The sequence below is a fragment of the Klebsiella variicola genome (assembly GCF_000828055.2).
Classification (GTDB): Bacteria; Pseudomonadota; Gammaproteobacteria; order Enterobacterales; family Enterobacteriaceae; genus Klebsiella; species Klebsiella variicola.
Window position 1 is genome coordinate 4,658,955 of sequence record NZ_CP010523.2, and the last position, 22,777, is coordinate 4,681,731.

21 protein-coding genes are annotated in these 22,777 nt (G+C 58.7%); 7 read left to right on the forward strand and 14 right to left on the reverse strand.

Annotated elements, in window-relative coordinates:
• Positions 1 to 4 precede the first annotated feature (4 nt).
• From carA to citC, 7 genes are all read right to left on the reverse strand, one after another.
• On the reverse strand, positions 5 to 1,153 hold the full coding sequence (gene carA, locus SP68_RS21790; RefSeq protein ID WP_012542883.1) for a glutamine-hydrolyzing carbamoyl-phosphate synthase small subunit: 1,149 nt from the start codon (positions 1,151 to 1,153) through the stop codon (positions 5 to 7).
• Between the two features lie 457 nt (positions 1,154 to 1,610).
• On the reverse strand, positions 1,611 to 2,432 hold the full coding sequence (gene dapB, locus SP68_RS21795; RefSeq protein WP_008807487.1) for a 4-hydroxy-tetrahydrodipicolinate reductase: 822 nt from the start codon (positions 2,430 to 2,432) through the stop codon (positions 1,611 to 1,613).
• A 228-nt stretch (positions 2,433 to 2,660) separates the two neighbouring features.
• Positions 2,661 to 3,569 (reverse strand): triphosphoribosyl-dephospho-CoA synthase CitG, encoded by a 909-nt coding sequence (gene citG / locus SP68_RS21800; RefSeq protein ID WP_012542885.1) that lies wholly within the window; start codon positions 3,567 to 3,569, stop codon positions 2,661 to 2,663.
• 18 nt (positions 3,570 to 3,587) lie between these two features.
• Complete coding sequence (citF, locus tag SP68_RS21805) at positions 3,588 to 5,114, reverse strand: citrate lyase subunit alpha (protein ID WP_040972894.1); 1,527 nt, start codon at positions 5,112 to 5,114, stop codon at positions 3,588 to 3,590.
• Positions 5,115 to 5,124: 10 nt separating this feature from the next.
• Positions 5,125 to 5,994, reverse strand: coding sequence for a citrate (pro-3S)-lyase subunit beta (citE, locus tag SP68_RS21810; RefSeq protein WP_040972892.1), 870 nt, complete (start codon positions 5,992 to 5,994; stop codon positions 5,125 to 5,127).
• Positions 5,991 to 6,284, reverse strand: coding sequence for a citrate lyase acyl carrier protein (gene citD, locus SP68_RS21815; RefSeq protein ID WP_012542888.1), 294 nt, complete (start codon positions 6,282 to 6,284; stop codon positions 5,991 to 5,993). The genes citE and citD overlap by 4 nt, the downstream gene beginning before the upstream one ends.
• A gap of 30 nt (positions 6,285 to 6,314) precedes the next feature.
• Positions 6,315 to 7,343 (reverse strand): [citrate (pro-3S)-lyase] ligase, encoded by a 1,029-nt coding sequence (gene citC / locus SP68_RS21820; protein WP_040972889.1) that lies wholly within the window; start codon positions 7,341 to 7,343, stop codon positions 6,315 to 6,317.
• A 256-nt stretch (positions 7,344 to 7,599) separates the two neighbouring features.
• Between citC and citS the strand changes: the two genes are divergently transcribed.
• From citS to citB, 6 genes are all read left to right on the forward strand, one after another.
• On the forward strand, positions 7,600 to 8,940 hold the full coding sequence (citS, locus tag SP68_RS21825) for a citrate/sodium symporter CitS (RefSeq protein ID WP_040972887.1): 1,341 nt from the start codon (positions 7,600 to 7,602) through the stop codon (positions 8,938 to 8,940).
• A gap of 156 nt (positions 8,941 to 9,096) precedes the next feature.
• Positions 9,097 to 9,348 carry an oxaloacetate decarboxylase subunit gamma gene (locus SP68_RS21830; protein WP_012540458.1) on the forward strand — a complete coding sequence of 84 codons (252 nt, stop codon included), beginning with the start codon at positions 9,097 to 9,099 and terminating at the stop codon, positions 9,346 to 9,348.
• A 15-nt stretch (positions 9,349 to 9,363) separates the two neighbouring features.
• Positions 9,364 to 11,133 (forward strand): sodium-extruding oxaloacetate decarboxylase subunit alpha, encoded by a 1,770-nt coding sequence (gene oadA / locus SP68_RS21835; protein ID WP_040972885.1) that lies wholly within the window; start codon positions 9,364 to 9,366, stop codon positions 11,131 to 11,133.
• 15 nt (positions 11,134 to 11,148) lie between these two features.
• Positions 11,149 to 12,450 (forward strand): oxaloacetate decarboxylase subunit beta, encoded by a 1,302-nt coding sequence (locus SP68_RS21840; RefSeq protein WP_040972883.1) that lies wholly within the window; start codon positions 11,149 to 11,151, stop codon positions 12,448 to 12,450.
• A 171-nt stretch (positions 12,451 to 12,621) separates the two neighbouring features.
• The gene (gene citA, locus SP68_RS21845; protein WP_044649941.1) at positions 12,622 to 14,250 is read left to right on the forward strand and encodes a citrate sensor histidine kinase CitA; all 1,629 of its coding nucleotides are present in this window, start codon (positions 12,622 to 12,624) and stop codon (positions 14,248 to 14,250) included.
• Positions 14,243 to 14,947 carry a citrate response regulator transcription factor CitB gene (gene citB, locus SP68_RS21850; protein WP_023339573.1) on the forward strand — a complete coding sequence of 235 codons (705 nt, stop codon included), beginning with the start codon at positions 14,243 to 14,245 and terminating at the stop codon, positions 14,945 to 14,947. Before citA ends, citB begins: the two co-directional genes overlap by 8 nt.
• A 5-nt stretch (positions 14,948 to 14,952) precedes the next feature.
• Here citB and SP68_RS21855 read toward each other — a convergent pair whose 3' ends face one another.
• Entirely contained in the window at positions 14,953 to 15,582 is a 630-nt protein-coding gene (locus SP68_RS21855) for an alanyl-tRNA editing protein (RefSeq protein ID WP_040972881.1), read from the reverse strand.
• Between the two features lie 92 nt (positions 15,583 to 15,674).
• On the opposite strand from SP68_RS21855, the gene SP68_RS21860 reads away from it, so the two are divergent.
• Positions 15,675 to 16,604 carry a LysR family transcriptional regulator gene (locus SP68_RS21860; RefSeq protein WP_032756186.1) on the forward strand — a complete coding sequence of 310 codons (930 nt, stop codon included), beginning with the start codon at positions 15,675 to 15,677 and terminating at the stop codon, positions 16,602 to 16,604.
• Here SP68_RS21860 and SP68_RS21865 read toward each other — a convergent pair.
• The 6 genes from SP68_RS21865 to ileS all read right to left on the reverse strand — a co-directional run bounded on the left by SP68_RS21865 (position 16,552) and on the right by ileS (position 22,765).
• On the reverse strand, positions 16,552 to 16,917 hold the full coding sequence (locus SP68_RS21865) for a DUF805 domain-containing protein (RefSeq protein WP_016160277.1): 366 nt from the start codon (positions 16,915 to 16,917) through the stop codon (positions 16,552 to 16,554). The two genes, SP68_RS21860 and SP68_RS21865, sit on opposite strands and share 53 nt — an antisense overlap.
• 30 nt (positions 16,918 to 16,947) lie before the next feature.
• On the reverse strand, positions 16,948 to 17,862 hold the full coding sequence (gene rihC, locus SP68_RS21870) for a ribonucleoside hydrolase RihC (protein ID WP_025711711.1): 915 nt from the start codon (positions 17,860 to 17,862) through the stop codon (positions 16,948 to 16,950).
• 67 nt (positions 17,863 to 17,929) lie between these two features.
• Positions 17,930 to 18,880: a 4-hydroxy-3-methylbut-2-enyl diphosphate reductase gene (gene ispH / locus SP68_RS21875; protein ID WP_002887979.1), complete on the reverse strand. Its 951-nt coding sequence runs from the start codon at positions 18,878 to 18,880 to the stop codon at positions 17,930 to 17,932.
• Position 18,881: 1 nt separating this feature from the next.
• A complete protein-coding gene (gene fkpB / locus SP68_RS21880; protein WP_002887976.1) occupies positions 18,882 to 19,331 on the reverse strand; it encodes an FKBP-type peptidyl-prolyl cis-trans isomerase in 450 nt (149 codons plus the stop codon).
• A gap of 117 nt (positions 19,332 to 19,448) precedes the next feature.
• Positions 19,449 to 19,949 (reverse strand): signal peptidase II, encoded by a 501-nt coding sequence (gene lspA / locus SP68_RS21885; protein ID WP_008807492.1) that lies wholly within the window; start codon positions 19,947 to 19,949, stop codon positions 19,449 to 19,451.
• Positions 19,949 to 22,765 (reverse strand): isoleucine--tRNA ligase, encoded by a 2,817-nt coding sequence (gene ileS, locus SP68_RS21890; RefSeq protein WP_039104211.1) that lies wholly within the window; start codon positions 22,763 to 22,765, stop codon positions 19,949 to 19,951. Before ileS ends, lspA begins: the two co-directional genes overlap by 1 nt.
• Positions 22,766 to 22,777 lie beyond the last annotated feature (12 nt).

Genomic DNA, 22,777 nt, shown 5'->3' on the forward strand with positions numbered 1-22,777 from the left:
CTGATTATTTCGCGGACTGACGGTAGAGCTCAATTAACTCGATAAAGTGGTCGAACAGCGGCGCGGCATCGTGCGGCCCCGGGCTCGCTTCAGGGTGCCCCTGGAAGCTAAACGCCGGTTTGTCGGTACGATGAATGCCCTGCAGGGTGCCGTCGAACAGCGACTTGTGGGTCACGCGCAGGTTGGCCGGCAAGGTGGCTTCGTCAACCGCAAAACCGTGGTTCTGCGCGGTGATCATCACCACATTGTTATCAATATCTTTCACCGGATGGTTGCCGCCGTGGTGGCCGAACTTCATCTTAATGGTCTTCGCACCACTCGCCAGCGCCAGCAGCTGATGGCCAAGGCAGATACCGAATACCGGAATATCGGTCTCAAGGAATTTTTCAATCGCGTCGATAGCGTAATCGCACGGCGCCGGGTCGCCTGGGCCGTTAGAGAGGAAAATACCGTCCGGATTCATTTTCAGCACGTCTTCGGCAGAGGTCTGCGCCGGCACCACCGTCAGGCGGCAGCCGCGGTCCACCAGCATGCGCAGGATGTTGCGTTTCGCGCCGAAGTCATACGCCACAACGTGGAACGGCAGCTCGCTTTCCGCTTTCGCTTCCGGCAGGTCGCCCGCCAGAGTCCAGCTGCCCTGCGTCCAGCTGTAGGTTTCTGCGGTGGTCACTTCCTTCGCCAGATCCATGCCGTTCAGACCCGGGAACGCTTTCGCTTTCTCCAGCGCCAGCTGAGCATCCGGGCTGTCGCCCGCGATGATGCAGCCGTTCTGCGCCCCTTTCTCACGCAGCAGACGCGTCAGCTTGCGGGTATCGATATCGGCAATCGCCACGATGTTATGGCGCTTCAGATAAGAAGAAAGATCTTCAGTATTGCGGAAGTTGCTGGCAATCAGCGGCAGATCGCGGATCACCAGACCCTGCGCGTGTACCTGAGAAGATTCTTCATCGGCGGCGTTGGTGCCGACATTACCAATATGAGGATAAGTAAGAGTGACGATTTGGCGGGAATAGGAAGGATCAGTGAGGATTTCTTGATAACCGGTCATTGAAGTATTGAAAACGACTTCCCCAACCGCCGTGCCGGTTGCCCCGATGGCCCGACCGTGAAACTGGGTTCCGTCTTCCAGAACCAATAGCGCTGACTTAATCAAAACACCCTCCAGAGAATATCCACTCACTTTATTTGCATATTAATTCATAAACACGATCTGAATCAATGCAAATCTGTTGCCAGCAGATTTTTGGCAAACGGCGGCATTCTGGAGAGATGTCGGATAAAAGTCAACTTAAAGCGGAGATTTTTAATGTCATTTTACGCCACTGGCGCATAACATGTGATTTTTACGCCAAAAAGATCAACAAACCTGGCTGAGAAAACGCTTGCGGACGGGAAAGAGTGTAAAACCTGGCGACGAAGCGCTAAAAAGTGGACTAAATGGTCAAAATTTACATTTCATTCACCAAAAACAGCATGAATATTATTATTTATAGCTATCACAACGTAAAACACACACCAAACCCATAAAAATAAAAAAGGGCAACAATATATTGCCCCTTGCATCAATAACTTATTGATTGCAATAACCACATCACGATGGGTAATAATCGTTATAAACTGTTCAAATCCAGCACATCACGCATGTCAAACAGACCATTTTTCTTGTCTTTCAGCCACAATGCAGAGCGAACCGCGCCATTAGCAAAGGTCATCCGGCTGGAGGCTTTATGGGTGATTTCAATACGCTCACCGATATCAGCAAACATCGCCGTATGCTCCCCGACGATATCGCCCGCACGGACGGTGGCGAAGCCAATGGTGCCCGGAACGCGTTCGCCGGTATGACCTTCACGACTGTAGACGGCGCATTCCTTCAGATCTTTGTTCAATGCTCCGGCGATCGCTTCGCCCATCGCCAGCGCGGTGCCTGACGGCGCATCCACTTTATGCCGGTGGTGCGCTTCGATAATTTCGATGTCGGTGTAGTCGCCCATCACCTTTGCCGCCTTCTCCAGCAGCTTTAACAGGACGTTGACGCCGACGCTAAAGTTAGCGGCGAAGACAATGGCAATCTCCTGCGCGGCGTCGCGAATCGCCTGCTTGCCAGCGTCGTCAAAACCGGTGGTGCCGATGACCATCCCTTTGCCGTGCTCGCGGCAAAACGCCAGATGATTCAGCGTGCCTTCCGGGCGGGTAAAATCGATCAACACGTCGAAATCATCTTTTACCGCCGTCAGGCTGCTCTGCACCGCGACGCCCGCTTTGCCGGCGCCCGCCAGCTCCCCGGCGTCGCTGCCCACCAGGCTTGACCCTTCGCGCTCCAGCGCCGCGCCCAGCGCCACGCCTTCCATCTGCAATGCAGCCTGAATTAACTGGCGTCCCATCCGGCCGCCCGCGCCGGCGATGGCCACGCGGATTTGTGCATCATGCATAGCTATTCTCTTTTGTTAACATTACGTAAATTGTTTTCAGAGTAACCAGCCCGTCAGCGGGCCGCTACTCAAAAACGCCGATAATTAGAAATTTATGACAAACGGCGGACGATATCAGTAAAAACTATACGATTGTGCCGCAATTCCATGTTTACGTAGTGACAACCGGGAAGACTAATGATGGCGCCTTCGCCCGTACAGTGCGGGCGAAGGCGGTGTTGCAGTGGGTTACAGCGGGAAAAGCGCGCCGGCGGGAAACGTGGATAAAAACCAGGTCACCGCCAGCAGATCGGCGCTGCCGCCGGGGCTGAGATGGCGGGCAATCAGCTCATCGTCAAACTGGCGCAGCGCCTCCAGCCCGCCGTCCGCCAGCACGCCGCCCTGCCACAGCAGTCGCTGCGCCTCCTGCTGGACAAAGTTCAGCCCGGCAAGCCCGCCGCGCGAGACCAGGTTGGTGTCATCATTCCACGCCATCAGATGCAGCAGGGTTTGCAGCAGCGCCAGATTGCTGTCGCCGGTCTCTTCCATCATGCGGGTAAAGACTGGCAAGGCCTGGGTACGCACCGTCAGGAAACCGCTCTCCGCCTCGCCGCGGGCCCCGGGGAGACCATAACGCAGAAAATGAGCCTCGCCTTTACTGAGCCGTTCCCCGCCAGCAGAAGACAATTCCTGCATAACCATGCCGCGACAGAAGCGCGCCACCTGGTCGCAAAGCCGGTGCTGCTCTATCGGCTCACCTTTCGACACCAGCCTGCCCGCCGCCGCGCTGAGCAGGCCAAAAGCGAAGATCGCCCCGCGATGGGTATTCACCCCTCCGGTGGCCTCCAGCATATCGTTCTCACAGGCCATTCCCACCGGGCGCAGCATCATCAATACCTGCTCCGGCGCGACCGCCGCAGTATCGTGGCCCATGATGAAAAATTTCTCCATCCATGGCGCCACCACCGCGGTGCTGGCCTCAAACGAGGCCAGATCCATATCCCGGTGCGCGCCAGCGTTACGAATATCCACCAACCCGGGCTTAGGGGTCAGGCGAACTTCAGTCAACAGCGCGCGCTCTACCGCGCTGACCACCTCTTCGGCACTCAGTGGCTTCACGCGCCGCACACGCGCCGGATTCATTAACACGTCGCTCATGGCCTTTCCCCTCTGCGTTTAGTCGCTGTTTTTCACCTGACGAATCACATCGATGACCGAACCGTCGCGATAGCGCACCACCGCCACCACCCGATCGGTAAATTCGATCGGCTGCGGCTTGCCGGTTAGCAGTTCCGCACGCTGCTGCAGCTCCTCAATGGTCATCAGCGGAATGCCTGCGCTGCGCAAATTGTCGATCAGGTCCTGACGTGCCGGGTTGACCGCTATGCCGTGGTCAGTGACCAGCACATCCACGCTGGCTCCCGGCGTCACGCGGGTCAGCACTTTTTCCACGACGCAGGGAATTCGCCCGCGAACTAACGGCGCGGTAATGATGGTCAGATCCGCGCCGGCGGCGGTATCGCTATGTCCGCCGGAAGCGCCGCGCAGCACGCCGTTAGAGCCGGTCATCACGTTGACGTTAAAGTCGGTATCGATTTCCAGCGCGCTGAGCATTACCACGTTTAAGCGCTCGCAGGAGGCGCCTTTAGAGCCTGGGCTGGCATACTGATTGGTGGAGATCTCGACGTGGTTCGGGTTCTGCGCCAGCGAACGCGCGGCGTCGCCATCGAACGACTGGGTATCGAGCAGCGTTTTGATCAGCCCCTTTTCGTGCAGATCGACCATCGTGCCGGTGATGCCGCCGAGGCCGAAGCTGGCGGTGATGCCGTTACGGCGCATTTTGTCTTCGAGAAAGCGGCTGACAGCCAGCGAGGCGCCGCCGGTGCCAGTCTGCAGCGAGAAGCCGTCTTTAAAGTACCCGGAATGCTCGACCACCTTCGCCGCCTGGCGGGCAATCAGCAGTTCGCGCGGGTTGCTGGTCAGACGGATCGCCCCAGCGGTAATTTTTTCCGGATCGCCGACTTCGTCCACCTGGACGATCAGATCCACCTGATCCTGGGCAATGCTGGCCGGATAGTTTGGGTAATCCACCCACGCTTCGGTCAACAGCACCACGCATTTGGCATGTTCCGCATCAACGCGCGCATAGCCCAGCGAACCGCAGCGCGACTTACCGCTAAAGCCGTTGGCATTGCCAAACTCATCGCAGCAAGGGACGCCGAGAAACGCCACATCAATCGACAGTTCGCCGCTTTGGATCAGCTGTACGCGACCGCCGTGGGAGTGGATCTGCACCGGGTTTTCCATCAGGCCGGCGGAGATCTCCTCGCCAAGCTTGCCGCGCAGACCGGAGGTGTAGATCTGGCGGATCACGCCATTTTTAATATGCTCGATCAGCGGCCAGTGGGCGTCGATCAGCGAACTGGATGCCAGGGTCAGATCGCGAAAGCCCATTTTCGCCAGCGTTGCCATGACCATGTTGACCACTTTGTCACCGCCGCGAAACGCGTGGTGGAACGAAATGGTCATGCCGTTTTGCAGGCCGGAGCGACGGATTGCCGTTTCCAGCGAGTCGCAGATTTTACGCTGGCGCTTTTCTGTTTCACTGGCCAGCCACGGACTTTTCGCCGTCACGCCCGCATAAGGGGTCAGTCCTTCCGGCATCACGTACTGCTGATTAAGCATTGCTACAGTCTCTTTCATCTTGTTCCCCTTAATCACGAATCCCGGAAGCCGAGAGCGCCACCACTTTGCGCGCGTGGTCAATAATCGGTCCATCGATCATTTTGCCGTTCAGCGATACCACGCCCAGACCGCGCGACTCTGCCTCTTCCGCGGCGGCAATCACCTCCAGCGCATGGTCGACCTCTTTGCGCGTCGGGGCATAGACCTGATGCAGGAGTTCAATTTGTCGTGGGTTGACCAGCGATTTGCCGTTGAAGCCGAGGTTTTTAGCCAGATTTGCTTCCGCCAGGAAGCCCTCTTCGTTATTGATATCCGACCACACCACGTCATAGGCGGCGATGCCGGCAACGCGCGCGGCATGCAGTACCGCACAGCGGGCGTAGAACAGTTCAGTACCGTCGCCGCGGGAGGTGCCCATATCCATGACGTAATCGAAGGCCGCCAGCGCGATCGCCGCCAGACGCGGGCTGGCGCGCGCAATCTCCACCGCGTTCACCACGCCCAGCGCCGACTCGATCGCCGCCATTAACTTGGTGCTGCCCACTTCCCGGCCGCACTCGCGTTCAATCCGCTCAACGTGCGCTTCCAGCTCATGGATATCTTCTTTGCTGTCGGTTTTCGGCAAACGCACCATGTCCACACCCGCGCGGACCACCGCTTCAAGATCGGCCAGACCGAACGGCGTATTCAGCGGGTTAATGCGCACCACGGTTTCGATATCCTGATACAGCGGATGCTGCAGCGCCTGATGCACCAGCAAGCGGGCGGTATCTTTTTCGCGTAGCGAAACGGCATCTTCCAGGTCGAACATCACCGCATCAGCGCCGTAGACGAATGACGTGCTTAACATGGCGGCATTGGCGCCAGGGATGAACAGCATACTGCGACGTGGTTTCATAACTGGCTCCATTGCAATTGAGACTGTTGCGCCGCGCGCAGCGCCGCGGCCTGTACACGGGCCCGCAGTACGCACTCCAGGGCGCCTTTATCATCGACCACCACGTTGGCCTGCTTCACGCCAAGCTGCGCCAGCGTTTCTCTGACCACCTGCTCAATCGCAGCGCCAAACTGTTGTTTCACAATGCTGTCGATTTCCAGCTGAATGCCCGGCTGCGCCGCCGGTCCAATCCTGACCATCACATCGCTGGACTCCAGCGTGCCGGCCAGGGCGTCAATCTTCATTTCCATAGGGGAAAATCCTTTGTTAGGGCGTATAAATCAGGCGGTTTGATGTTCGCTCTCCGCCAGTTGCATCAGAAAAGAGAGGGTGCCCGGCGGCACCAGCGCCGCGACGGCTTGCCAGTTGCGCTGTCGGTACAGCTCGCGCACGCGGGAAGCGGATATCGGCCCGCCGTTTTTTTCGATGCGCGCCAGCTCCACAACTTCAACTGGCGGCGCGTCACCGGGCGCTTCCAGCAACGCTTTCATGCGCTGGTTGTAGCTACGGGTCAGCGAACACAGCGGCTCGGTGCCGACAAAGCGATGGGTTATCTGCAGCGCCGGGGCCAGGCGTTCACGGAATATCTGCAGGTCAATCTGGCTGTGGCAGTCATCGACCACGCCCTGCTCTTTGAGGAAGTAGCCGGGAAACGTCGCCCGCGAGATGAGGTATGCCGAGCCGGGATGCAGCGTCACTTTGTCGATGCCGGCGATACCTTTTTCGATAAGCGTAAAGCGATCGTGATAGGAAAAGCAGGAGGCATCTTCCTTCACGACAAACAGATGTAACCAGTCGCACTGGCGTGCCGCCTGCTCCACCAGCCAACGGTGGCCGAGAGTGAAGGGATTGGCATTCATCACAATGGCGCCGATTTTGCGCCCCGGCTGACGGTACATCGCCAGCTGTCGGCAATAGCGCGTCAGCCGTTCGCGGCTGTTTTCCATTAATACAGCGCGATCGCCCGCCTGGGCAATTGGCCAGAAGCCTGCCCCGGAAAATAGCGCAGCGTTACTGGGTTTAGTGAATAAAAACAGCTCGCTGCGCCCCAGCTCATAGGCCAGCGTCAGGAGCTCGGTCAGTAATTTAAGGCTCAGCCCCTCCCCCTGCAGCGAGGGATCGATGGCGATGCATTTCAGCACATTGCCGGCGATAGCACCGCAGCCGACCAGCCGCTGCTGATACTCGGCGATAATCGCCATTTCGCAGTCGGCCTCTAACGACAGTTGATGCTGGCGGAGAAACCGATCGATCGCCTCTCGCCGCGGTTTATCTTTTAATAGCTGAACGCGTTTTAATATCAGTGTCATTTTTTAGCGCTTCGTAATTTCAAAACGAACTGTATTTCGCCAGCGTTCGGCTATGGATTCTTGTATTTAAGTCACAGTTTTTCTCGTGGCTTAATTGGCTTTATGGTTTTTATGTTGTTAATTAATTCAGAATCATAAAACCAATTAAATTAATAAAAAACACGAGTATTCAGTGAAGATAATCACACCTTACCCCTGGGTCTATTTATTACTATGCGCCGGTCTTACTACTCCATCAATAAACAGGATAACGTTTATGACTAACATGAGTCAGGCTCCGGCAGCGGAGAAGAAGGGCGTTAACGACCTGCTGGGATTTAAAATCTTCGGCATGCCGCTACCTCTTTACGCGTTTGCGTTAATTACACTATTACTTTCACATTTCTATAACGCTTTACCCACCGACATTGTCGGCGGTTTCGCCATCATGTTTATTATCGGCGCCTTGTTCGGCGAAATTGGTAAGCGCCTGCCAATATTCAATAAATATATCGGTGGCGCACCAGTGATGATTTTCCTGGTGGCAGCCTATTTCGTTTATGCCGGTATTTTCACGCAGAAAGAGATCGATGCCATCAGCAATGTGATGGATAAGAGTAACTTCCTTAACTTGTTCATCGCAGTATTAATTACCGGTGCGATTCTGTCGGTGAACCGCCGCCTGCTGCTGAAATCGCTGCTCGGCTACATCCCAACCATCCTGATGGGCATTATCGGCGCGTCGATTTTCGGTATCGCTATCGGTCTGGTGTTCGGGATTCCGGTTGATCGCATCATGATGCTCTACGTTCTGCCGATCATGGGCGGCGGCAACGGCGCGGGCGCAGTCCCCCTGTCGGAGATCTACCACTCCGTCACTGGTCGTTCTCGCGAAGAATATTACTCTACTGCCATCGCTATCCTGACCATCGCCAACATCTTCGCCATCGTCTTTGCCGCGATACTCGATATCATCGGTAAAAAGCACACCTGGCTGAGCGGCGAAGGCGAACTGGTGCGTAAAGCCTCATTCAAAGTGGAAGACGATGAAAAAGCGGGACAAATCACCCATCGTGAAACCGCCGTCGGCCTGGTGCTGTCCACTACCTGTTTCCTGCTGGCCTACGTCGTCGCCAAGAAAATCCTGCCCAGCATTGGCGGCGTTTCGATTCACTACTTCGCGTGGATGGTATTGATCGTTGCGGCGCTAAACGCCTCCGGCCTGTGCTCACCAGAAATCAAAGCCGGCGCCAAGCGTCTGTCTGATTTCTTCTCCAAACAGTTGCTGTGGGTACTGATGGTCGGCGTCGGCGTCTGCTACACCGACCTGCAGGAAATCATCAATGCCATTACTGTCTATAACGTTGTTATCGCCGCCGTAATCGTTATCGGCGCAGTGCTCGGCGCGGCGATCGGCGGCTGGATGATGGGCTTCTTCCCAATTGAATCGGCGATCACGGCGGGCCTGTGTATGGCTAACCGCGGCGGTTCCGGAGACCTGGAAGTCCTTTCCGCCTGTAACCGTATGAGCCTTATCTCTTATGCGCAAATCTCCTCCCGTTTGGGCGGCGGTATTGTGCTGGTCATCGCCAGTATCGTGTTCGGCATGATGATTTAACCCATTTGCACGGTGGCGCGTTGAACTGACGAGGTAAATGGCTTATCAGGGTCCCATGCCGGGAGCGGTAGAGGGAAATCCACCCTACTCCTTAGCCGGAAACGCCAGAAACGTCACCAGGCAGCGCGCCATCGTGCCTCTATTTGAGATGTACCAATGACTGACAATGCCGTCCTGTTAGGCGAAGGCTTCACCCTGATGTTTCTCGGCATGGGCTTTGTGCTGGTGTTCCTGCTGCTGCTCATCTTTGCCATCCGGGGAATGTCCCTCGCCGTCAACCGCCTGTTTCCCGAGCCGCCTGCCGCCCCCAAACCGGCACCGGCCGCCGTCGCGCCCGCCGACGACTTCGCCCGCTTAAAGCCGGCGATTGTCGCCGCCATTCACCACCATCGCCGTCTTCACCCTTAATTCACGGAGGAATTTATGACCGTTGCCATTACCGATGTCGTCCTGCGCGACGCCCACCAGTCCCTGTTCGCCACCCGTCTGCGTCTCGACGATATGCTCCCCGTCGCCGCTCAGCTGGATGACGTCGGCTACCGCTCGCTGGAGTGCTGGGGCGGCGCCACCTTTGACGCCTGCATCCGCTTCCTCGGCGAGGACCCGTGGGTCCGCCTGCGCGAGCTGAAAAAGGCGATGCCGAAGACCCCGCTGCAGATGCTGCTCCGCGGCCAGAACCTGCTCGGCTACCGCCACTACGCCGACGACGTGGTGGAGCGCTTCGTGGAGCGCGCCGTCAAAAACGGCATGGACGTCTTCCGCGTCTTCGACGCCATGAACGACCCGCGCAACATGCAGGCCGCCCTGCAGGCGGTCCGCCGCCACGGCGCCCACGCCCAGGGTACGCTTTCGTACACCACCAGCCCGGCGCACACCCTGCAGACCTGGCTCGACCTCACCGAACAGCTGCTGGAGACCGGCGTTGACTCCGTCGCCATCAAGGACATGTCCGGCATTCTGACGCCGCATGCCGCCTTTGAGCTGGTCAGCGAAATCAAGAAGCGCTACGACGTCACCCTGCACCTGCACTGTCATGCCACCACCGGGATGGCGGAGATGGCCCTGCTGAAGGCCATTGAAGCCGGGGTCGACGGCGTGGATACGGCGATTTCGTCCATGAGCGCCACCTACGGCCACCCGGCCACCGAGGCGCTGGTCGCCACCCTCGCCGGCACGCAATATGACACCGGGCTGGATATCCACAAGCTGGAGAGCATCGCCGCGTACTTCCGCGAGGTGCGTAAGAAGTACCACGCCTTCGAAGGCCAGCTGAAGGGCACCGACAGCCGCATCCTCGTCGCCCAGGTCCCGGGCGGGATGCTCACCAACCTCGAAAGTCAGCTGAAGCAGCAGAGCGCCGCCCACCGTCTGGATGAGGTGCTGGCGGAAATCCCCCGCGTGCGCGAGGACCTCGGCTTCATCCCGCTGGTGACCCCGACCTCGCAGATTGTCGGCACCCAGGCGGTGCTCAACGTCCTGACCGGCGAGCGCTACAAAACCATCGCGAAGGAGACCGCCGGTATCCTGAAGGGTGAGTACGGCCGCACCCCGGCGCCGGTGAACGCCGCCCTGCAGGCGCGGGTGCTCGAGGGCGCTGAAGCCATCACCTGCCGCCCGGCCGACCTGCTGAAGCCGGAGCTGGCGCAGCTGGAAGCGGATGTGAAACGCCAGGCACAGGAGAAGGGCATCACCCTTGCCGAAAACGCCATCGACGACGTGCTCACCGTGGCCCTGTTCCCGCAGCCCGGCCTGAAGTTCCTCGAAAACCGCCACAACCCGGCAGCCTTTGAGCCGGTACCGCAGGCGGAAGCCGCGCAGCCGCTGGCAAAAGCAGAAAAACCTGCCGCCTCCGGCGTCTACACCGTCGAAGTGGAAGGCAAAGCCTTTGTGGTCAAAGTCAGCGACGGCGGCGATGTCAGCCAGCTCAGCGCCGCGCCGGTGGCCGCGGCGCCTGCTGCCGCCCCGGCTCCGGCCGGCGCCGGCACCCCGGTGACCGCCCCGCTGGCGGGCACTATCTGGAAGGTGCTGGCCGCGGAAGGCCAGACGGTGGCCGAAGGCGAGGTGCTGCTGATTCTGGAAGCCATGAAGATGGAAACCGAAATCCGCGCCGCGCAGGCCGGGACCGTACGCGGTATCGCGGTGAAAGCCGGCGACGCGGTGGCGGTCGGCGACACTCTGCTGCAGCTGGCGTAAGGACGAGGAGCGGAAATGGAAAGTCTGAACGCCCTGATTCAGGGCATGGGGCTGATGCACCTCGGCGCCGGCCAGGCGGTGATGCTGCTGGTCAGCCTGCTGCTGCTGTGGCTGGCGATTGCGAAGAAGTTCGAGCCGTTACTGCTGCTGCCGATTGGCTTCGGCGGCCTGCTGTCGAACATCCCGGAGGCCGGGCTGGCGCTCACCGCCCTGGAGAGCCTGCTGGCCCACCACGACCCGGCGCAGCTGGCGGTGATTGCCGCGAAGCTCCACTGCGCGCCGGACGTCCACGCCATCAAAGAGGCACTGGCGCTGGCCCTGCCGTCGGTGCAGGGGCAGATGGAGAGCCTCGCGGTGGACATGGGCTACTCCGCCGGGGTGCTGGCCATCTTCTATAAGGTGGCGATTGGCTCAGGCATCGCGCCGCTGGTCATCTTTATGGGCGTCGGGGCAATGACCGATTTCGGCCCGCTGCTGGCCAACCCGCGCACCCTGCTGCTGGGGGCGGCGGCGCAGTTCGGGATCTTCGCCACCGTGCTCGGGGCGCTGACGCTGAACTACTTCGGCATCATCAGCTTCACCCTGCCGCAGGCGGCGGCCATCGGCATCATCGGCGGCGCCGACGGCCCGACGGCGATTTACCTGTCGGGCAAGCTGGCACCGGAGCTGCTGGGGGCCATCGCGGTGGCGGCCTACTCCTATATGGCGCTGGTGCCGCTGATCCAGCCGCCGATCATGAAGGCGCTGACCAGCGACAGGGAGCGGAAGATCCGCATGGTGCAGCTGCGCACGGTGAGTAAGCGGGAGAAGATCCTGTTCCCGGCGGTGCTGTTGCTGCTGGTGGCGCTCCTGCTGCCGGACGCCGCGCCGCTGCTGGGGATGTTCTGCTTCGGCAACCTGATGCGCGAGAGCGGCGTGGTGGAGCGGCTGAGCGATACGGTGCAGAACGCGCTGATCAACATCGTGACCATCTTCCTCGGACTGTCGGTGGGGGCCAAGCTGGTGGCGGACAAGTTCCTGCAGCCGCAGACGCTGGGGATCCTGGTGCTGGGGGTGATCGCCTTCTGCGTGGGCACCGCGGCCGGGGTGCTGATGGCGAAGCTGCTGAACAGGTTCAGTAAGAACCCGATCAACCCGCTGATCGGCTCGGCGGGGGTGTCGGCGGTGCCGATGGCGGCGCGGGTGTCGAACAAGGTGGGTCTGGAAGCGGACGGGCAGAACTTCCTGCTGATGCACGCCATGGGCCCGAACGTGGCCGGGGTGATCGGCTCGGCGATCGCCGCCGGGGTGATGCTCAAGTACGTGCTGGCGATGTAGGCCAGCGTTCTTCCCGGAGGTGTGTCTGTCGCCCCGCCTCCGGGCTGATTTGATACCCACTCCTGGCATGACGGGGCCGGGTACATGTCTGAAATTTTCTGTTCTGTGCTCCACCTGTCGGCGCCGGGGGCGCAAAACGGGGAGAATAACAATTTAATGTCTATCTACCCAATGTATACCCGAAAAATCACCCACTGGTTTGCCCGGCGATCGTTTCAGAATCGCATCTTCCTGCTGATCTTATTTACCTCGACGATCGTCATGCTGGCGATGTCATGGTATCTGACAGACATCACCGAGGAGCGTCTGCATTATCAGGTCGGGCAACGGGCGCTGATTCAGGCGATGCAGATTTCGGCGATGCCGGAGCTGGTGGAGGCGGTACAGAAACGCGACCTCGCCAGAATCAAAGCCCTTATCGACCCCATGCGTTCGTTCTCCGACGCCACCTACATCACCGTCGGTGATGCCAGCGGCCAGCGCCTCTATCACGTCAATCCTGATGAAATCGGCAAATCGATGGAGGGCGGCGATAGTGATGAGGCATTGATAAACGCCAAAAGCTACGTGTCAGTGCGCAAAGGCTCGCTGGGATCCTCGTTGCGTGGTAAATCGCCGATTCAGGACGCGACCGGCAAAGTGATCGGCATTGTGTCGGTAGGCTATACCATCGAGCAACTGGAGAACTGGCTCAGCCTGCAGATAAGCTCGCTGCTGATCCCGATGGCCATCATGTTACTGCTCCTGCTCTATTGCGCCCGCCGCTTCTCACTGCATATCAAAAAGCAGATGCTCAATATGGAACCCCAGCAGCTGTCACAGCTGTTGATCCAGCAAAGCGTGCTGTTTGAATCGGTGTTCGAAGGGCTTATCGCCATCGACTCCGGTTATAAAATCACTGCGATTAATCAGACTGCCCGCCGCCTGCTCAATTTGAGCCAACCGGAAACCACGCTTATCGGCAAAGGGATCAACAACGTTATCTCGCAGGAGACCTTTTTCTACGATGCGCCACAGGCCAATAAAAAAGACGAAATCGTCACCTTCAATCAGATCAAAGTGATCGCCAGCCGGATGGCGGTGATCTTAAACAATGAGCCACAGGGTTGGGTGATCAGCTTTCGCAGCAAAGACGATATCAACACCCTTAGCCTGCAGCTCAGCCAGGTGCAACAGTATGCGGATAACCTGCGCGCCGTGCAGCATGAGCATCGCAATCTGATCTCCACTATCGCTGGCCTGCTGTTTCTTAAACGCTACGATCATGCGCTGGATCTGATCCAACAGCAGTCGGAAAGTCACCAGAAGGTGATCGATTTTATCGCGCGGAATTTCCAGGATAACCATCTGGCCGGACTGTTGATCGGCAAGTATTACCGGGCCAAAGAGCTCGGTCTGGAGCTGGTTTTCGATCCGGCCTGCTTCGTTGACAGATTACCCACCGCCCTTTCTCACAATGAATGGATCTCGATCGTGGGGAATCTGCTTGATAACGCCTACAATGCCAGCCTGCGTCAGCCGCAGGGGTCAAGACAGATAGAATGCCTGATCAACAGCGACGGTCACGAAGTGATCATTGAGATCGCCGACCAGGGATGCGGCATTGACGAGACGCTGCGCGATCGGATCTTCGAGCGCGGCGTCACCAGCAGCGCCAGTAAAGATCATGGTATCGGACTCTGGCTGGTACGCAGCTATGTGGAACAGGCAGGCGGCAGTATTGTCGTCGAAAATAATATTCCTTTTGGCACCATCTTTACGCTTTATATCCCCCTGACCCGAGAAGAACATCATGGATAGCATCACTACTCTTATCGTTGAAGACGAACCTATGCTGGCGGAGATCCTGGTGGATAACATTAAACAGTTTCCCCAGTTCGACGTCATTGGTATTGCGGATAAGCTTGAGAGCGCCAGGAAACAGCTCAGACTGTATCAACCGCAGCTGATCCTGCTGGATAATTTTTTACCCGACGGCAAAGGTATCGATCTGATCCGCCATGCTGTCAGTACGCATTACAAGGGACGGATTATCTTTATTACCGCAGATAATCATATGGATACCATTAGCGAAGCGCTGCGTCTTGGGGTGTTCGATTACCTGATTAAGCCGGTGCACTATCAGCGCCTGCAGCACACACTGGAGCGCTTTGCCCGCTATCGTAGCTCGCTGCGCTCCAGCGAACAGGCCAGCCAGATCCATGTCGATGCACTGTTTAATATTCAGGCCCGGGAGCAAACGGAACCCGCCAGCGCACCACTGCGCGGGATCGATGAAAGCACCTTTCAGCGCGTGCTCCAGCTGTTTGCCGACCCGTCGGTGGTACATACCGCCGACTCGCTGGCCCGTATCCTCGGCAGCAGCAAAACCACCGCCCGCCGTTATCTGGAACAAGGGGTGAAGAACGACTTTCTGGAAGCGGAAATCAGCTACGGCAAGGTTGGCCGACCGGAGCGCATTTATCACGGCAAGCAGGCCTATCCTGAGCAGAGATAAAACGCTTACGCCAGGGTGTAGCTGACCACCAGCTGCCCCTTCTTCATTTTAATCTGGCTGACGACGACGTCGCCCAGCTCCGCCAGACGGGCGACGTGGGTGCCACCGCAGGGATAAGCGGGCAGTTCGCCGAAGCCCACCTGGCGCAAGCCATCAGCGAACGTCACCTGACGCGGTAAGTCCTGCGCCTGCCAGGCCTTCACCGGCGCCAGTAGCGCACTGGCGTCCGGCAGCGCGGCATTGTTCCTGCTGGTAAAGGTTATCCGCCCTTCGCCGGGCCAGTGGTGCGCTTTCACCGGTTGCCAGCCAAGCTGTTCGCCCGCCAGGCCAAGCAGGTGGCCGGCAGAATGCAGACGGGCATGCAGCTGTCTCGCGGAGGCATCAATTTTCATCTCCACGTCACCGAGGGGAAGCGCTTGCGACAGGATATGCAGCACGCTGTCGCCGCGCACAATAACCGTCTCAACCACCTGCCCAGCTATCCAGCCGCGGTCTGCCGGTTGACCGCCTCCTTGCGGGTGAAACAACGTCCGATCCAGTTCGATGGCGTAACGGCCATCCACTTCTGCGGTGCAGGCGATGATCTGGGCGCGCCCGTCGGTAGCATCGCTGGTGTAATAAACTCGTTCAGTCATGGTGATTCTCCTCTCTGTCCGACCAGTATATTGATAATATCGACAGCGATAATCCCACCACCCGCCAATGCACTTTTGCCCCGGGAGCACAAATGAATCTAAACCTCCTGCCGGACCTCGCCCTCTTCGTCCAGATTGTCGACCAGGGCAGCTTTTCCGCCGTCGCCCGCCAGAGCGGACTGACGCCCTCCGCCGTGAGCCGCAGCGTGTCGCGGCTGGAGCGGGAGATGGGCAGCAAGCTGCTGCATCGTACCACCCGCAAGCTGCGACTGAGCGATGCCGGGGAAACAGTGTATCAGCATGCCCAGCAGATGCTGGAAGCGGCGCGGCAGGCGATAGATTCCGCCAGCAGTCGCCAAACGGTCGCTCAGGGAAAGCTGACGCTCAGCGTACCGAAAGCCGTCGGCCGCTTTGTGATCCACCCGCTGATGATGGCGTTTTTCCATCGCTACCCGCAGGTGGACGTCTGCCTGCGGCTGGAAGATCGCCCTCTGGATTTTATCGATGACGGTATTGATTTGGCGCTGCGCATCACCGATACCCCTTCCCCTGGTCTGCATGGCAAACCGCTGATGCCAATCAGGCACGTTATCTGCGCCACTGAGCCCTATTTACAGCAGCACGGTACGCCGTATACGCCGCAGGATCTGCGCGCGCATTGCTGCATTAGTCTTGGCGAAACGCCCGCCGACGCGCGCTGGAAGTTCCGCCGGGAAGGGAAAAGCGAAACAGTGCAAACCTACGGGCGGTACGCCGCCAACCATACCGCCGTACGCCTCGACGCGGTTAAGCAGCATCTGGGCATTGGCAGCCTGCCGCTGTTCACCGCCCGTGAGGCGCTGGCGAAGGGCGATATCGTGCAGGTGCTGCCCGAGTGGGAATTCATCAGCAGCTACTCCGGCGACCTGTGGCTGCTGTGGGCGGGAGATAAACATATGCCCGCCAGAATGCGGGCGATGATTGATTATCTCAGCGAGACGGTGCCGGCGTTGAACGCAGGCAGCACAGAGCCAGCGAAATAATTGCAAACCACGGAATGATAACCCCCAACACAAACCAGATCCCGGAGCGGCCGATATCATGCATCCGCCGGCAGCCAACAGCCAGCAAGGGGAGCGCCATCAGCAGCAGCCAGAGCGCGGCAAAGGGAATGACAACAAAACTGAGGATGCCGTATTGAGGGTTAACGCTGGTTGCCAGACACCAGGCCGCTAGCGGCATGGTGGCGATCAATACATTGATGAGAAAAAACGTCCAGAACTGCTGCCGGCTGGCGCGGCCACTAAAATTAAAGGTCTCTTTCCAGCCGCTCAAATACGCCTGTCCATAGGTCATTGCTTCTTTCCTTGAAAATCGAGTGATTTATCACGGCGCCAGGGCAATCACCTCCGCTGCCCAGCGCTGAAACCCTTCCACGTCGATATCGAGCGCCACCAGGGCGTTCGCCGGCTGACCCAGTCGTCCTTCGATATCCACCACCGTGGTGCCGGCGGTCCAGGTCCCCTGCGTCTCCACCGCCACAAAACACGGCTGGAGAGTGAACAGTTCCGGGCGCGCCAGCCACGCAATAGCGCAGAGATCGTGCATTCGCAAACCACTGCTCATGCTGCCGCTGCGATAGTGGCTAAACAGAGCATGAAGCATTTTACCGGTCTGGTTCAGCGTCGGTAGCGTCGCCAGGTAATCTGCCGTCAGCAGCGCCCGGTTGGTGACGTCCAGCCCGCACATCACAATCTCCAGCCCGCTGTGGAACACTTTCGCGGCGGCTTCCGGGTCGATAGCAATATTGAATTCCGCATTCGGCGTGAAGTTGCCGCGGCCCGCCGAGCCGCCCATGATCACCAGCCGGCGAATGTTGAACACGCATTCCGGGTACTGGGTCAGCAGCAGCGCTATATTGGTCAGCGGGCCAATCGCCACCAGAGTAATCGGCTCGGCAGCGTGCATCAATGCATCGCGGATCGCCTGGAAGGCCGGCTTCGCCAGCGGCTGACGTTGATGCTCAACAAAGTCATACCCCTCCATGCCGGATTCTCCATGCACCGAGGCGGCGTCGCGCAACGGACGCACCAGCGGCATCGACGCCCCCTGCGCCAGCGGCACATCGGCATTCCAGAAGTGCAGCAGCTGCAGCGCGTTACGGGTCGTCTTCTCCACCGAAACGTTGCCCGCCACGGTGGTCATCAGTTGCAGATCCAGCTCGGGCGCGAACAGCGCCGCGGCAATGGCGGCAGCATCGTCGATGCCCGGGTCAGTATCAAGAATGATCGGTAAGCGCATGGTTTCTCCCTAAAAAAAATGCCAGACGTTAAGTCTGGCATCTTCTCATACTGCTGGAGGAAAGAACTTACTCTACTTCACGGACATCCACACGCAGCTCTTTCGGCACTTCAAAGACGATATTCTCTTCCCGGCCTTCCAGTGGCACGGCTTCGCCGCCGCCCAGCTCCTGCAGGCGGGTAATGACGTTCTGCACCAGAATATCCGGCGCCGATGCGCCCGCCGTCACACCGACACAGGCCGCATCCTTGACCCACGCTTCCTGTATATCGGAGGCGTCGTCAATCAGGTAAGCCGCTTTGCCCATTCGCTGCGCCAGCTCGGCGAGGCGGTTAGAGTTGGAGGAGTTTTTCGACCCGACCACCAGCACCACGTCAGCCTGCTCCGCCAGCGCGCGCACGGCTTCCTGACGGTTAGTGGTGGCATAGCAAATGTCGTCTTTGCGCGGGCCGACGATTTTCGGGAAACGCGCGCGCAGGGCGTCAATAACGTCAGATGTATCGTCGACGGAGAGCGTGGTCTGGGTCATAAACGACAGCCGGGCGTCGTTTTTGACTTCCAGCTTGAGAACGTCTTCCGGCGACTCGACCAGGTACATGCCTCCTTGCGGGTTATTGTACTGCCCCATAGTACCTTCGACTTCCGGGTGGCCGGCATGGCCAATCAGAATCGACTCTTCGCCGCGGCGGCTGGCGCGGGCGACTTCCATATGGACTTTGGTCACCAGCGGACAGGTGGCATCGAACACCGTCAGGTCGCGGCTCTTCGCTTCGTTGCGTACCGCCTGCGAAACACCGTGGGCGGAGAAAATCAGGATCGCGCCGTCCGGCACTTCGCTGATCTGTTCGATAAAAATGGCGCCGCGCTTGCGCAGGCTATCCACCACATAGCGGTTGTGCACCACTTCATGGCGAACATAGATCGGTGCGCCATACAGCGTCAGCGCGTTTTCTACAATGCTGATAGCGCGGTCAACGCCAGCGCAAAAACCGCGCGGGTTAGCCAACAGGATCTGCATGTTACTCCTCCAGTGCCGGATCGATCTCCAGCACTTCAATATCAAAATGAACGGTGCGCCCGGCCAGCGGATGGTTGAAGTCGACGGTGATGGAATCGCCGTTCACTTCGCGGATCACGCCAGGCATTTCGCTGCCATCCATTGCGGTAAAGAGCATAATCGCGCCGATCTCTGGTTCGCCAGCGTCGATAAATTCACGGCGAGAGAAATACTGAATCAGGTCCGGGCTGGGTACGCCAAAGGCGGCGTCAGGCTCCAGCGAAAAGGCCTTTTTCTCCCCCTCTTTCAGACCGAGAAGCTGTTGCTCCAGCCCTTCGGACAGAGAGGTGTCGCCGAGGCGAAACAGCGCCGGTTTGCCGTTGCTGCGGGTGGACTCGGCGGTGGAGCCGTCGTCCAGTTTCAGTGTGAAGTGCACCAGTACCGCGCTGTTGCTCTGTACGGATTTAGACATGCAAATTGCTCGCTTGTTTTAGGTCACCGGTTGCCCGGTGGCGCTATGCTAACCGGACCGACGGGCGGCCACAAATTCTGTAGGCCGGGTAAGCGTAGCGCCACCCGGCATTGACATTTACGCCTGCTCTTTCGCGGTCGGTTTCGGCAAGAAACCTTCCAGCACAATCAGCGCTGCGCCGATGCAGATCGCACTATCGGCGAGGTTGAAGGTGGCGAAATGCCAGTCGCCGACGTAGAAGTCGATCATATCGACCACGAAGCCGTGCCACAGGCGATCGAACAAGTTACCCAGCGCACCGCCGATAATCAGGGCGTAGGCAATATTGTTCAGCTTTTGCGTCGCCTTCGAACGGTACATCAGTACCGTCAGCACCACACAAATGCCGATCGCGATCCCGGAAAAGAACCAGCGCTGCCAGCCGCCGCTGTCGGCGAGGAAACTAAACGCCGCGCCATAGTTGCGGGCATAATGCAGATTAAGCGACGGGAACAGCGGAACCGTCTCCCCCAGAGCGAAGTTCTGGAGGATCAGGAATTTGCTACCCAGATCGATAATCAGCACGGCTACGACGACCCACAGCCAGCGTAGCCCCGTTGAACAGATCGATTTACTCATCAGGCGAATTTACGTTGCTCGCCGTTACCGGCGACGTTGCTCACACAGCGACCGCAGATTTCTGCGTGTTCCGCTACCTTGCCGACGTCACTGGTGTAATGCCAGCAGCGTGGGCACTTCTCGCCCTCGGCTTTGCTCAGGACCACTTTCAGCCCTTTCAGCAGATCGCTCTGCCAGGCATCAGCCGGCGCCTGGGCATAATCGGCAACGTTGGCGCCGGAGGTCAACAGGACAAATCGTAATTCATCGCCCAGCGCGTTGAGCTTGGCCGCCAGGTCGGCATCGGCATACAGCGTGACCGCTGCTTCCAGAGAGCCACCGACTTTCTTATCCGCACGCGCTTGCTCGATCACCTTGTTGACTTCGCCGCGCACCTTGAGCAATTCATCCCAGAAACCGTCGTTCATCGCTTCATCGTCGGCCAGGCCGAACAGACCTTCATACCACTCGCCGGTGAAGACATATTTCTCACGATCGCCCGGCAGGTAGCCCCAGATTTCGTCCGCGGTGAAGGACATGATCGGCGCCATCCAGCGCACCAGCGCTTCCACGATGTGGAACAGCGCGGTCTGGCAGCTGCGACGCGCCACGCTGTCCGCTTTCGCGGTGTACTGGCGGTCTTTGATGATGTCGAGGTAGAACGAGCCCATTTCGATGGAGCAGAAGCGCATCAGGCGCTGTACCACTTCATGGAAGTCGTAGGATTCGTAGGCTTTCAGGATATCTTCCTGTGCCGCCTGCGCGCAGCCGACTGCCCAGCGGTCCAGCACCACCATCTCTTCCGGTTTAACCATGTCTTTCGCTGGATCGAAACCGTTCAGGTTCGCCAGCAGGAAGCGCGCGGTGTTACGGATACGACGATAGCTGTCCGCGGCGCGTTTGAGGATCTCATCGGAGACCGCCATTTCGCCGGTGTAGTCGGTGGAAGCCACCCACAGACGCAGGATATCGGCGCCCAGCTTGTTCATCACGTCCTGCGGGCTAACGGTGTTACCGATAGACTTGGACATTTTGCGGCCCTGGCCATCGACGGTGAAGCCGTGGGTCAGTACCTGGCGATATGGCGCTTTGCCTTTCATCGCCGTGGAGATCATCAGTGAAGACATGAACCAGCCGCGATGCTGGTCAGAGCCTTCCAGATACATGTCCGCGGCGTGACCGGCAAATTCCGGACGCACATCAACCACGGAAGAGTGGGTCGACCCGGAGTCAAACCACACGTCGAGGGTATCCGGCACTTTCTCGTAGCTGTCGGCGTCATCGCCAAGGATGTCGCGGGAATCGAGATCCCACCACGCCTGGATGCCGTCAACTTCAACGCGTTTCGCCACTTCTTCCATCAGTTCGAGGGTACGCGGGTGCAGTTCGTGGGTTTCTTTGTGCACGAACAGCGACATCGGCACGCCCCAGGTACGCTGACGGGAGATACACCAGTCAGGGCGGTTAGCGACCATCGATTCGATACGCGCCTGGCCCCAGTCCGGGATCCACTGCACGCCTTTGATCTCTTTCAGCGACTGCGCGCGCAGGCCTTTCTGATCCATGCTGACGAACCACTGCGGGGTGGCGCGGAAGATGATCGGCGATTTGTGGCGCCAGCAGCACGGATAGCTGTGCTGCATTTTTTCCACGTGCAGCAGCGCGCCGCTGTCACGCAGCATCTCAACGATGATGTCGTTGGCTTTGAAGACGTTGATGCCATCCAGAGACGGATAGGTACCAGGCAGGTAAGCACCGTCCGGGCCAACCGGGTTGGCGATTTCCAGACCGTATTTCTGGCTGATGGTGTAGTCGTCCGGACCGTGGCCGCCGGCGGTATGCACCGCACCGGTACCCGCGTCCAGCGTCACGTGGTCGCCAAGGATCGCCGGCACGTCGAAATCGAGGAACGGATGCTTAAAGCGCATCAGCTCAAGCTCAGAACCTTGTACCGCCGCCAGAATAGTGTAGTCCGTCGCGCCAACGCGCTTCATTACGCTCTCAACCAGGTCTTTCGCCAGGATCAGCGCCTGACCGTCAACCTGCACCAGCGCGTAGTCGAATTCCGGCGACAGAGAGATGGCACGGTTAGCCGGCAGGGTCCACGGCGTGGTGGTCCAGATAACCAGGGAAACCGGGCCGTTGACGTCGGCTACGCCGAATTTCGCCAGTACCGCGGCTTTGTCTACCGCGTGGAACGCCACATCGATAGACGGAGAGGTTTTGTCGTAATACTCCACTTCCGCTTCCGCCAGCGCGGAACGGCAGTCAACGCACCAGTGCACCGGCTTAGCGCCTTTATGCAGATGACCGTTGCCGATGATTTTACCCAGCGCACGGATGATGTTGGCTTCGGTTTTGAAGTCCATGGTCAGGTACGGACGCGACCAGTCGCCCAGCACGCCCAGGCGGATAAAGTCTTTACGCTGACCGTCGATCTGCTCCGCGGCATATTCGCGGCACTTGGCGCGGAATTCAGCGGCGGTGAATTTCTCACCCGGCTTACCGTATTGCTGCTCGACTTTCAGCTCGATCGGCAGACCGTGGCAGTCCCAACCCGGAACGTACGGCGAGTCAAAGCCCGTCAGTCCTTTGGACTTAACGATAATGTCTTTCAGAATCTTGTTAACCGAGTGACCAATATGAATGCTGCCATTCGCATAAGGAGGGCCATCATGCAGAATGAAGGTTTTTTTGCCTTTTTTGGCTGCACGAATGATGCCGTACAGGTCATCATCGGTCCAACGCGCCAGCATTCCCGGTTCGCGTTTGGCGAGGTCGCCACGCATAGGGAACCCTGTTTCCGGCAAATTCAGGGTCGATTTATAGTCACTCATCAGATTCTCGGT

Coding starts and splice junctions, on each gene's coding strand:
- dapB (WP_008807487.1), bottom strand. CDS start 2,432: ATGCATGATGCACAAATCCGCGTGGCCATCGCCGGCGCGGGCGGCCGG.
- citG (WP_012542885.1), bottom strand. CDS start 3,569: ATGAGCGACGTGTTAATGAATCCGGCGCGTGTGCGGCGCGTGAAGCCA.
- citF (WP_040972894.1), bottom strand. CDS start 5,114: ATGAAAGAGACTGTAGCAATGCTTAATCAGCAGTACGTGATGCCGGAA.
- citE (WP_040972892.1), bottom strand. CDS start 5,994: ATGAAACCACGTCGCAGTATGCTGTTCATCCCTGGCGCCAATGCCGCC.
- citD (WP_012542888.1), bottom strand. CDS start 6,284: ATGGAAATGAAGATTGACGCCCTGGCCGGCACGCTGGAGTCCAGCGAT.
- citC (WP_040972889.1), bottom strand. CDS start 7,343: ATGACACTGATATTAAAACGCGTTCAGCTATTAAAAGATAAACCGCGG.
- citS (WP_040972887.1), top strand. CDS start 7,600: ATGACTAACATGAGTCAGGCTCCGGCAGCGGAGAAGAAGGGCGTTAAC.
- SP68_RS21830 (WP_012540458.1), top strand. CDS start 9,097: ATGACTGACAATGCCGTCCTGTTAGGCGAAGGCTTCACCCTGATGTTT.
- oadA (WP_040972885.1), top strand. CDS start 9,364: ATGACCGTTGCCATTACCGATGTCGTCCTGCGCGACGCCCACCAGTCC.
- SP68_RS21840 (WP_040972883.1), top strand. CDS start 11,149: ATGGAAAGTCTGAACGCCCTGATTCAGGGCATGGGGCTGATGCACCTC.
- citA (WP_044649941.1), top strand. CDS start 12,622: ATGTATACCCGAAAAATCACCCACTGGTTTGCCCGGCGATCGTTTCAG.
- citB (WP_023339573.1), top strand. CDS start 14,243: ATGGATAGCATCACTACTCTTATCGTTGAAGACGAACCTATGCTGGCG.
- SP68_RS21855 (WP_040972881.1), bottom strand. CDS start 15,582: ATGACTGAACGAGTTTATTACACCAGCGATGCTACCGACGGGCGCGCC.
- SP68_RS21860 (WP_032756186.1), top strand. CDS start 15,675: ATGAATCTAAACCTCCTGCCGGACCTCGCCCTCTTCGTCCAGATTGTC.
- SP68_RS21865 (WP_016160277.1), bottom strand. CDS start 16,917: ATGACCTATGGACAGGCGTATTTGAGCGGCTGGAAAGAGACCTTTAAT.
- rihC (WP_025711711.1), bottom strand. CDS start 17,862: ATGCGCTTACCGATCATTCTTGATACTGACCCGGGCATCGACGATGCT.
- ispH (WP_002887979.1), bottom strand. CDS start 18,880: ATGCAGATCCTGTTGGCTAACCCGCGCGGTTTTTGCGCTGGCGTTGAC.
- fkpB (WP_002887976.1), bottom strand. CDS start 19,331: ATGTCTAAATCCGTACAGAGCAACAGCGCGGTACTGGTGCACTTCACA.
- lspA (WP_008807492.1), bottom strand. CDS start 19,949: ATGAGTAAATCGATCTGTTCAACGGGGCTACGCTGGCTGTGGGTCGTC.
- ileS (WP_039104211.1), bottom strand. CDS start 22,765: ATGAGTGACTATAAATCGACCCTGAATTTGCCGGAAACAGGGTTCCCT.